General features: G+C 59.8%; 6 protein-coding genes. All 6 read left to right on the top strand.

Annotated features, from left to right (window positions below; genetic code table 11):
- A partial coding sequence (locus Q1J43_RS09660) for a response regulator (protein WP_301102275.1) occupies nt 1-276 on the top strand: 276 nt, incomplete at its 5' end.
- Nucleotides 260-1,378, top strand: a complete 1,119-nt coding sequence (locus Q1J43_RS09655) for a response regulator (RefSeq protein WP_301102274.1) — start codon at nt 260-262, stop codon at nt 1,376-1,378. The genes Q1J43_RS09660 and Q1J43_RS09655, both read left to right, overlap by 17 nt.
- Nucleotides 1,379-1,451: 73 nt before the next feature.
- Nucleotides 1,452-2,552 (top strand): response regulator, encoded by a 1,101-nt coding sequence (locus tag Q1J43_RS09650; RefSeq protein WP_301102273.1) that lies wholly within the window; start codon nt 1,452-1,454, stop codon nt 2,550-2,552.
- Between the two features lies 1 nt (nt 2,553).
- On the top strand, nt 2,554-3,690 hold the full coding sequence (locus Q1J43_RS09645) for a YaiO family outer membrane beta-barrel protein (protein ID WP_301102272.1): 1,137 nt from the start codon (nt 2,554-2,556) through the stop codon (nt 3,688-3,690).
- Nucleotides 3,665-4,744 (top strand): HEAT repeat domain-containing protein, encoded by a 1,080-nt coding sequence (locus tag Q1J43_RS09640; RefSeq protein WP_301102270.1) that lies wholly within the window; start codon nt 3,665-3,667, stop codon nt 4,742-4,744. Before Q1J43_RS09645 ends, Q1J43_RS09640 begins: the two co-directional genes overlap by 26 nt.
- Nucleotides 4,741-5,164, top strand: a 424-nt coding sequence (locus Q1J43_RS09635) for a glycosyltransferase (RefSeq protein WP_301102269.1), incomplete at its 3' end; no start/stop codon positions are given. The genes Q1J43_RS09640 and Q1J43_RS09635, both read left to right, overlap by 4 nt.

Raw genomic sequence — 5,164 nt, 5'->3', positions numbered from 1 at the left:
GCCGCGATCCAGAGCCTTGCGGAAACCGCGCCCGACCTGATCCTGCTCGACATGATGATGCCGAAAATCAACGGCTTGGTCGCCATGGGCCTGTTCCGCCAGCAGGCCGGCTATGACAAGATACCCATCGTCCTGATGACGGCCCGCGCCCAGCCGCACGAAGTAAAGCAATATATCGATGGCGGCGCCACCTCCGTCATCACCAAGCCCTTCGATCCCATGTTGCTCGGCGACAGGATCGTGCAGATATGGGAAGACCATGATGCAGACCGGTGAGCCGACGCGCGGCAACGACAAATGGCGTCTGGCGCTGGCGAATTACCTTGTCCGCCTGTCCGAGAAAATTAAGGCGTTGGAAATTTATAGCGAGTCGCACCGCGCGGGCGTTCTGTCCGACGAGGACCGCGAGAATCTGACAAATATCTTTCACCAGCTGTCGGGAAGCGGTGGCATCTACGGGTTCGCGGCAATATCGGACAGCGCGCGCGCGCTGGAACAGACCCTTAAAGCGCAGGCCCCTATCGCCTGCGCCGACATCGCGCCTGAAATCGCGCAATTCTGCCGCGACAGTAAGGCTGCCGTGGATCAGAAGCGGATAAACGCCGCCCTTTCTGAAGGCGCCGCCGCATGCGATGCGGCACGGTCAGAGTCGGATTCCTTGCCCCTGATCCTCGCCGTTGACGACGATCCCACGATCCGGCAGGCGATCCACGCGCTGCTGGAGCCGGAGGCGCGCTTGCTGTTCGGAGAAAACACCGGCGAGGCCGAGCAATTGATGCGGGCCCACAATCCCGCCTTGGTGCTTTTGGACGACATTATGCCCAATGGCCTCACCGGCCTGAAATTTCTTGAAAAGATCAAGGACGACGCGACTCTGTCGAAAATCCCTATCATCATGATAACGGCCAGCGACAGCAAGGAAGACGTCTTGCGCGGCCTTGCGGCTGGCGCCAGCGACTATATCACCAAGCCGTTCAATCCCGAAACGTTGCGTCAGGTCATACGCGACTTTCTGGCGCGCCAGCAAATCCGCGTCGTGCTGAAACTTAAGAACCGCGCCCTTGTTGACGGCTTGGCGGATCGTTTGCAAAAATTGCGCTGCCTCGTCATCGTGACGAACGAAGATCTTTCAAACGATCTTTCGGCGGCGGGAACGCGAAACGCCATAATTGTCTGCGATCGCGACACGCTGCCGCCCGAAGTCATGGAATCCTGCGCGGCCGCATATCCGGCATGCCGCTTCCTTTGCCTTGACGAGGCCGATGCGACGCCTAGAGTGGCTGAGACGCCGTCGATTAAAGTTGTCGCCCAAACTAACGACGCCGATCTTGTCGTCCGACACATAGGATCCATCTTAGCTTCGCAAAAAAGAAAGTGACCTTCTTCTCTGAGACACGCGCATTACGGCAGGAGCCGCCATGAGAACCGACGATACGATCATGAAGAACAAAATGCAGTCGCTGCGCCAGAAATATCTGGCCCAGCTGGAGCCGCGCCTTGCCGAAATTCAGGCTTTTCTAGAATCCTGCAGAAACGGGTATCCAGACGCAGGCGAAGTGCAAACGATCCGCGCCTTGATGCACAAACTTTCCGGATCGGGCGCAACCTATGGTTACGCGGCGATCAGTGACGCCGCCCGCGATCTTGACGAGTCTCTGGCCGCATCGCCGCCTAAACCCTACGAAGAATATGCCAGAAACGCGCGTTACCTGCTTGACGTGTGCGAGAACGCCCGCCACGCCCTGCTCGCAGACAAAGAAGACGATCTGCCGTCGGAGGCAGGGAACGCCAACGCAGGCAAGGGACTTCCCGTCATTCTTTGCGTTGACGACGACGACGCCATCAGGCTTATGCTGCCACACCTCCTTCACGACGAAGCCGAGGTTTTGCTGGCGAACGACGGGCGCGAGGCGCTGGCCCTCATAGAGCAAAAGGAGCCTGACGTCGTCCTGCTTGACAACAACATGCCCAACCTTGGCGGCATCGGCCTTTTGTCAGCGCTCAAAGAAAAGACGTTCAAAAAGAAAATGGCCGTGGTGATGTTGACGGCGGACAAGAAGAACAGCGAGATCGTGGACGCCTTCAAATTCGGCATCGTCGATTACGTCATCAAGCCGTTCGACCCCATCGCGTTTCGCGGGCGCATCCTCAGCCTGCTGACGCGCATTAAGCGCAAGATCCTGATCGCGGACGACGACGTCACCATCCGCGACCTGCTGGGGCACAAGTTCCAGTCTCTGGGCTACGGCGTCTTTCTAGCGAGCGACGGCGAGCAAGCCTACGCCACGGCCGCGAAGGAATTGCCAGACGTCATCATCCTTGATCGCCTCTTGCCTGGCGGCGACGGTCTGTCCATTTTTCGCAAACTCAGGAGCGACACCAGGACCAAAAGCATTCCCGTGATCTTCCTGACCGCCAAGCGGCGCGAAGGCGACATCATCGAGGCGCTGAACCAGGGCGCGCAGGACTACATCGTGAAGCCCTTCAATCTCGACGAGGTCGTGGCGCGGTGCACGCGCTATATGGGTGTGCAGGTTGGCCTTCAGAAATAGCATGCGCGAGTCTCGCTCCCTCCTTGCGTTTATCGTCTGCCTATGCTGCCTCGGTCACCAAGCGCTGGCCGCAGACGGCGATCCCATAAGACAGGCTCTGCAAAGCGCCAGCGAGAAAGACTACGCGCAGGCCGAGGCGCTGCTGCGCGCGCAGGCGGCGCTCAATCCGCAGGATCCCGAAATCGCGGCGGCTCAGGCCACGATCCTGTTGTGGCAATCAAACTTCGCGCAATCGAAGCCAATCATCGACGCGCTAATGGAGGCGCATCCCGAGAACGCGGATTACCGCCTGTTGCGCGCCAACTGGCACGCGTATCAGGGACATCTCGACCTCGCGGAGGCCGACTACGCCGCCATCGTCGCGCTTCATCCGGAATATGCCGAGGCGCAAACGGGACTGACCGCCATGCGGGCCCGTCGAGAAAGCGCGTCGTCCGGCCTGTGGCGGCTGGACACAGGTTATGGCGTGGGAACGTTTCAAGGCAGCGAACAACCCAACTGGCATCACGCATTCATGCAACTGACGCGGCAATTCGACGAAGCGCGAACCTTCCTGCATGTCCGCGCCGAGCGTTTCAACCAGTTCGACACGACCAATATGCAATACGAGGCCGGCGTGGCGCATAAATTCGCCGACACCTTGTACGGCGATCTTGCCGTCGCGGGCTCGCCGGAGGCCGATTACAAATCTCGGTTCCGCCTGCGCGTAGGCGCGAGCGGTCGCATCGCGAACGAGGCCGAGACATATTTTCCGCTCTGGCTGCCCGTTTCCTACCAAGACGACTGGTACACGACCGTCGAAACCAGAAGCTTCGCCGCAGGACCGCTTCTCGCGCTGGCCGAGGACTGGAACATAACGGCAAAAATGCTCTACAGCTATCAGGTCGGCGGGAAATCGACCAAGGGATGGATGACGCAGCTGGATGGCCGTCTGACGCCGGAACTCGGCTTCGTCGTCGGCTATGCCTACGCGCCGGATCTTGACCAGTCGTCCGTCATTCCTTCCGATACGAGTTTCGGCGCGTTGATCTTTGACGTGACGGACAAACTATCGATCCGCATGGACTACGCCCGCCAGAGCATGGCTCAATCTTACACGCGCAACAGCTTCGATGTCAGTCTCGCCTACAGGTACTGAGCATGGTTTCCTGGCGCTGATCTGGCTGGGTTCGCAGACGCTCGCCTGCATCTCGGTCGTTATGGCCACAGCGCTGATCGTCCGTCACGCGATCAATGAAAGAAGGGCGGCGCGGCGCAAGGCGCGCAAGGCGGCGACGGCTGCGACGATGCAGGCCATGCTGACAGCCATGCGCGACGCGCGCGCCGTCACGCCGATGGACATCGATCTGTCCATCGCGGTTGAAATCGCCATAGAATGGCTAAGAAACCTTTCCGGCAAACAAGCCGAAGACATCACGACCATGCTGCGGGCGCTGGGCTGCGAAGCCTATTTGAGCCGCGCCCTGCCAAAGGCGGGCAAGGGCGAGAAAATCCTGCTGCTCATCTACTGCTCCCACGATACCACCGCACCGACCCTTCAACACCTTGTCGATCATTGCACCGACCCCGATCCCGATATTCAGATCGTCTGCCTGCGCGGCCTCGCCAAACGCGGCGCATGCGACGCGTTGGCGGAAGCGTTAAAGCGGCTCGATTTGTCGAGCATGAAAAGCACGCTCGTGCTCGCCGACATATTTATGAAGCTTGGCGACGAGGGAAACGCCTTTCTGATCGACCTGATGGGCGACGCGCACGCCTCGACGGAAATCCGTACGGCGGCCATTATGGCGCTGGGGCATAATCGGACTCTGGACGCGGTTTCGCCGCTGATCGCGCTCTGCCGCATGCCCGACATTCATGGCGACATACGGGCGCAGGCGTTGAACGCGCTGGGCTATATCGGGGATCATCGCGCTGAAACAGTCATATTGGAAGGACTGGACGACGCGGAGATAGCAATGCGCGTCAACGCAGTCCGCGCCGCATCGCGATTGAAATGCCACAGCTTCATTCCCAAACTCGCCGTTCTGCTGGACGATCCGGCATGGTGGGTTCGTTTCCGCGCCGCGCAGGCGCTTAATAAGATCGAGGGCGTAGGCGGCGTCATCCTCGGCGAGGTGCTCCAAGGTCAGGACAGAAAGGCCAAGCTCGTCCAGAACGTTCTGGACGAGTCAGAAAGCGGCGCCGCATGATGGAAAACGCCAGCATCGTCGCGACGGAGTTCTTCAACCAGCATCGCCTGTTCTTCGACACGATGGTCTGGCTTGTCATCTGCGTCACGCTCGCGCAGAATCTCATTTACTTGCTGCAGCTTCCCGCCGCCTGGTGGGCCTTGCGTCGCTATTCCTCGGTCAACGATATGGAGTCCGCCTGGCAGACGCTGTTGTCGGAGACGACCATACCGGTCACCGTCATCGTCCCCGCGCATAACGAGGAGGCTGTGATTGTCGAAAGCGTGCGCTGCCTGCTGGCGCTGCAATATCCGGAAATCGAAATCATCGTCGTCAACGACGGCTCCAGCGACGCCACGCTGGCGGCCTTGTGCGCGGCCTACGATCTCGCCGTGATTTCCAGAGCCTACGACGAAGCGCTGCAGCACGAACCTATCAACG

It is taken from the genome of Propionivibrio sp. (assembly GCF_029255185.1).
GTDB lineage: Bacteria > Pseudomonadota > Gammaproteobacteria > Burkholderiales > Rhodocyclaceae > Propionivibrio.
Note: the sequence above shows the minus strand (reverse complement) of the source record. Positions and strands in the feature narration are given on the sequence as shown.